General features: G+C 60.1%; 4 protein-coding genes. 2 read left to right on the top strand and 2 right to left on the bottom strand.

Features of this window, described 5'->3' with window-relative positions; genetic code table 11:
- Window positions 1–386 precede the first annotated feature (386 nt).
- Window positions 387–929: a hypothetical protein gene (locus tag ABJF10_RS29180; protein ID WP_348548127.1), complete on the top strand. Its 543-nt coding sequence runs from the start codon at window positions 387–389 to the stop codon at window positions 927–929.
- Window positions 930–1,184: 255 nt separating this feature from the next.
- Here the strand turns inward: ABJF10_RS29180 and ABJF10_RS29175 are convergent, their stop codons facing one another.
- Both ABJF10_RS29175 and ABJF10_RS29170 read right to left on the bottom strand, forming a co-directional pair.
- Complete coding sequence (locus tag ABJF10_RS29175; RefSeq protein WP_348548126.1) at window positions 1,185–2,018, bottom strand: M48 family metallopeptidase; 834 nt, start codon at window positions 2,016–2,018, stop codon at window positions 1,185–1,187.
- Between the two features lie 1,015 nt (window positions 2,019–3,033).
- The gene (locus ABJF10_RS29170; protein ID WP_348548125.1) at window positions 3,034–4,140 is read right to left on the bottom strand and encodes a fatty acid desaturase; all 1,107 of its coding nucleotides are present in this window, start codon (window positions 4,138–4,140) and stop codon (window positions 3,034–3,036) included.
- Window positions 4,141–4,512: 372 nt separating this feature from the next.
- Between ABJF10_RS29170 and ABJF10_RS29165 the strand changes: the two genes are divergently transcribed.
- Window positions 4,513–5,017 (top strand): HAMP domain-containing protein (locus ABJF10_RS29165; RefSeq protein WP_348548124.1); only part of this gene is annotated, 505 nt, incomplete at its 3' end.

The raw sequence follows: 5,017 nt of genomic DNA, 5'->3' as shown, positions 1-5,017 counted from the left end.
CGGGGAGGCCCTTCCGCCGAGAAGAAGGAACTGGCGCACGTCTGAGCCGATCGGTGGTGAGTATTCGCAACTTTCTGGCGTCTTACGCGCCGCTGTTATCTGCCAGCGTGGTGCTATCTTTGATGAATGGGTGAAGAAGAAGGATATTGGAGATCCTGCGGCAAGCTCCGGATGACAGCGGATTTTGGACGCGCAGGGCGCTTCGCAACCGTGCGGCTACATTTGATCAATCCGCCCTGACGAGACGGGGCGCGGTCGGACACTGCTAACTATTTTTATCCCCGTGTTCTCACGCAATGCGGACAGCTAAACCACGTAGTATCAGCCTCATGCGCATGGCTGTGGCTCTTCGTTTCGGAACGAAAAACGCTCCATTTTCTTTCCCGATGAAAACGATCCACACCCCCGCAGCGATCGCCCTCGGCGCCATGATCGGCGCATTCGCCTTCCCTCCCAACGCCATGGCGGAAGCCACACCTCAGCACGCGGAGACGGCACCGGCGGCCAACTTGCCCAAGACCGGGATGAAGTTTTCATCGGGCGACGGAAAGCCCGGGCACTTTCGCCTGGAATGCCATGGCGTGCCGGCCTACGACGCCTTGGTCGCGATCGCCAAACGGCGTGGCTACGAACTCAGTTTTGATCCAGCAGGAGAAACCGTCTGCCGGAGTTCGACCCTGAACGGCGTCTACGCGCAACCATGGCTGGGCCTGGACATGGCGGATATTGAGCCGATCATCATTGAATCCATTTCTGCCGGCGCCGGCCTGCCTTCCGGACAAATCCTGCGCTTCATTCGGACCGACAAAAAGAAAGGACCGGCGATGATTGCCGTGGTTCCGCGAGCGGCCCTCAATGCCCACGGTCAACTCATGATGACGGCGTCGAAAAAGGGCCAACCAGGAATCGCCATTTCGAAAAAGAGATAAGCAGCCGCAGGTGCGCCTGGCTGGCGAAGGCGTTTGGCTTGTCGCGCGATCGAGGGGAAGTCGATAGATGCGGAGTCGTAGCTCAAACTCGGGGAAGAGCCGGCGATATGCTAAGAGCCATTCGCGCCAAGCTCATCCGGCCCACGCTGGAGCAGTGATGGGACAATGGGATCAGTCTTCGGCAGATCAGTCTGATTGTCTCCCTGTCTCCCTGTCCGCCTCTCTGCATTTCAATCATCGACCTTCCGCCGACGGTCACCGCTGCCGTGCTTTGTCGTATTCCGCCATGAATTGCGGCATCCATTCCTCCAGTTGCCGGATGCGCGTGGAGTCTGCGGGATGGGTGGACGCGTACTCGGGCGGCTTCTGCCCCTGGCCGGATCCACTCATGCGCTTCCACAGTTCCACCGCCTCGTGCGGATCGTAGCCCGCCCGCGCCATGTAAGTCGTCCCCATGTAATCCGCTTCCGACTCGTGCTTGCGCGAAAAAGGCAGCGTCACACCGTACTGCGCCCCGGCGCCGAGCAGGCCCATGATCGTCCGCTGTTGATCGTAACTCATGTTGGACATCGATCCTTGGAGGCCCAGCATCGCCGTGGAGGTCATCTGCTGTTGCAGGATCCGCTGCGAGCCGTGCCGGGCGATGGCGTGCGCCATTTCGTGCCCCATCACCGCCGCCAGCCCGGCCTCCGTCTTCGCCACCGGGAGGATGCCGGTGTAGACGCAGATCTTTCCGCCCGGCAGGCAGAAAGCATTCATCTGCGGACTGTCGAGCACACTCACCGCCCACTCGAATCCTGCCCCATCCTCGCCTACCGCCGCCGCCAGCCGCTGGGCCACGCCCGTCACTTTGTCCACCTCCGGGCCGGAGCGGATCGCGTGTTCTTGCGAGAGGATTTGCTGGTAACTCTGCAACCCCAGCGCCGCCTCCTGCTGCGTGCTCATCCCCACCCGATGGCTTTGCCCCGTGATGGGATTGGTAAATTTCTCTGAGGAAAGATACTGGAAAAGGAGAAAGAGCCCCGCGAGGACGATGGGCAAAATTTTGAAATGCGGACGGACTCGGCCGTCTTCGTTGCGGAAATCCATGGCGATGGGGTCTGCCGGTCAGCCTAGGCCGTGGCCGGTGGCCCGTCGAGCCTCGCTGTTCCGGGCTTGGCAAATCCACTCGGTCCGCCAGTATCCTGTGTATGACTTCCGCTTTGCTGGCCTCATATCGGAAGCACAGTAGAATGCCCAAAAGTCACATCGCCCGTCGCTTTGGAAAACGAAGGGGCTTGTCGCCCGTTTCATCTTAGCTGCCGCCACCCCTCCATGAACTTCTACGATATGGCGAAAAGGTTGACTCCAAGGAGTCGTTCTTGCGGTTTGTGCAAGCTCTCGCTGAAGATGCGGAGGAGACAGACGGGGAGTCGACGCGGACCAAAGGAGGGAAACTCAATCTTAGCCTACGCGGCTGGGAAAACGGCAGCATCGCCGCATTCCTCGGAGCGATGTCGGCGTGGGCTGCTGGCAATTCTGGGCTCACTGGTGAGCCTTCGATCTCCGAGTTGCCGTCGTGGAGAGGGTTTGCCGAGATACTGCATTCGGGCAAATTCTATGAGTAACCTTCTCACAGGGCATCAGGACCGTTTCCGAAGCGGCACATTTTCTTCTTGACTTTTGGCGTTCGAGTTGCTACTATCCGCGCAGGAGATAGGAAAGGTGAATGGGGCTTGGGTATTCCGGTGGCGGGGAGGAAAAGAGGTTCTTTGATACATCCAACAGATACGGATTGATGCAAGTCAGTTGCAGCAAGGTGGTCGGGTTGACTTGAGGATTGGCCTGCCGATGCCTTGATTGCCTGTGGTCGGAGCAGGTCAGAGCTGAGTAGGATCAAGGCGACTCAAGGTAAATCAAGGTTCTCAAGGTCCGAATTTTTCTACGGGGCGATGTCGTAGTGCGCGGTACGTCGCGGGTTGGTAATGCCAGTCTATGGCATTTGGGAGCAGCGGGCAGATGTGCTCATCCTCGATTCGCTCCTATTGCGAGGACGGGAACGAGGAGGAAGAGGATACCGCGACCTTACAGCCGACAGCGATCCTGCTGAGTTTGGTGCCGAGCCTTACGCTCCCGCAGCCGTCGGAATCGCGTGCTCGGGCAGGCGGAGGCTGGCCAGGGCGGCACGCACTTCGGCGCGCAACTCCGCGAGCATCTCGCGGGTGATTTCCATCTGGGCGTCCTTGAATTGCGCCCATTCGGTGGCGGTTGCCTGCAGACGGGCGTAGGCGCTGGCGATGTATTCGCGGGCGGCCACGGGCAGGTGCGGGCACTCGAGCTTCGTCTCCATGTGGCGCTGGGCTTCGGCGAGCTCGGCGAGGAGGATCTTCTCGTCGGGCACGCGGCGCAGGTTGCTGGTGAGACCCACTTGGGAAAGCGTCCAGATGATCCACTTGGTGGGGTCGAATTGCCAGGGCTTCACGCCGTTGCGATAGTCGTGCTGAAATTCGTGGTGGTAATTGTGGTAGCCTTCGCCGCCGGTGATGACCGCCAGGAGAAACGAATCGCGCGCCGAGCAACGCGAGGAATACGGGCGCTTGCCGATGTAGTGGCAGAGCGAGTTGATGCAGAAGGTAGCGTGCTGGAGAGCCACGACCCGGGCGAAGCCGCCGATGACGAGCGCGCCGAGCGCCGAGCGCCAGCCGCCCCAGATGTAACCGATGACGGTCGGCAGCACGAAGGCGACGAGCACCGCCAACTGTTGCGTGTACTTGTGCTGGAGCATGACCATCCAGTCCTTCTTCAAGTCGGGCACGTTGCTGTAATCGGGGTCGCCCTTGAGCTTGAACATGAGCCAGCCCATGTGGGCGTGGAAGAGGCCCTTGGAGATGTCGTAGGGATCTTCGTCGTGATCGACGTGCTTGTGATGGACGCGGTGCTCGCTGGACCACATGAGCGCGGAGTTTTCAAAGGCGCCGGCGCCGAAAATGAGGACGAGGGCGCGGACCAGCCAATGGCCCTGGAAAGCGAGATGCGAGAACATCCGGTGATAGCCGAGCGTGATGGAGAAGCCGCAGGCGCTGATCATCACGAAGAACAAAACGATCTGAAACCAATCGATGCCAAAGTGCCAGATGTAGAGCGGCACCGTGATGAGCGAGAGAAAAAGGGTGCCGATGAGGAAGGAACTGGTGACCCAGTGGACTCTTTCGAAGGGGATACGTTTAAACATGAAGGATAGGCAGGAGGGAGTGGTTCGCTAGTTCGGCGCGAAAGCCGAGAGGAATAGGGATTAAGCAGGTCTCGTGCAACGGCAAACACGCGGGTTTACGTATTTTTCCGCCGCGAAAACCTGGACAAGAAACAAGGCAAGGTGCCAAAAGAGGAAATCCAGAGGTCGGCCTGCATGGTTCGTGCGGCGGGATTATAGCACGCGATACAGAAATTGCTTCCGCAATTCTGCGAGAGTTCCCGGGGAAATATGCGAAGGGGAGGGTTCTTACGTAGAAAAACCGGAGTGCCGTCTCCTTCCCGCCGGGCCTGATGGGAGTTTCTGAGAAAAAACGGACTGGTGCGCCCGCAATCTGCTTTCGCAGAGGACGCTATGCGCAGTAGTCAGACCCCATCGCTATTCATCTGGAGGAGCCTTGCCCTCCCGTTCTGCGTCCTGGTGGGCTGCCTGGTGCTGATCATTACCATCGCCCACTCGTTGCCCCAGACGGCCACTGGCGTCTGGCAGCAGTGGCTCCTGATCTTCTTCGCGGTGAGCGCCATGATCGCGGCGGTGGCTACTTGCGTGCGGGCGGGTCGCAGCATGGCGGCCCCGGTGGCGCACCTCGTGGAGGTGGCCATGGCGGTCAAGAACGGGCGCGCCAAGCATCGCGCCTCCGGCAAGGTGGCCGGGGAATTTCGTCCGCTCGCCGAGGCGCTGAACCAGATGATCGAAGCCCGCCAGCGCGCGGAGGATAAGCTGAAGCTCGCCCAGGAGAGCCTGGAACTGAAGGTCCACGCGCGCACGGTCGAGCTCTGGCGGGCCAACAAGGCGCTGCAAGAGCAAATGGAGCAGCGCGCCAAGGCGGAGCGCGAATTGCAGCAGGCCCAGAAGATGG

Source organism: Chthoniobacter sp. (assembly GCF_040003245.1).
Classification (GTDB): Bacteria; Verrucomicrobiota; Verrucomicrobiia; order Chthoniobacterales; family Chthoniobacteraceae; genus Chthoniobacter.
This window is presented reverse-complemented; position numbering and strand designations above follow the sequence as displayed.

Excerpts from the sequence above, each read along its gene's own strand:
- ABJF10_RS29180 (WP_348548127.1), top strand. The coding sequence starts at position 387 with ATGAAAACGATCCACACCCCCGCAGCGATCGCCCTCGGCGCCATGATC.
- ABJF10_RS29175 (WP_348548126.1), bottom strand. The coding sequence starts at position 2,018 with ATGGATTTCCGCAACGAAGACGGCCGAGTCCGTCCGCATTTCAAAATT.
- ABJF10_RS29170 (WP_348548125.1), bottom strand. The coding sequence starts at position 4,140 with ATGTTTAAACGTATCCCCTTCGAAAGAGTCCACTGGGTCACCAGTTCC.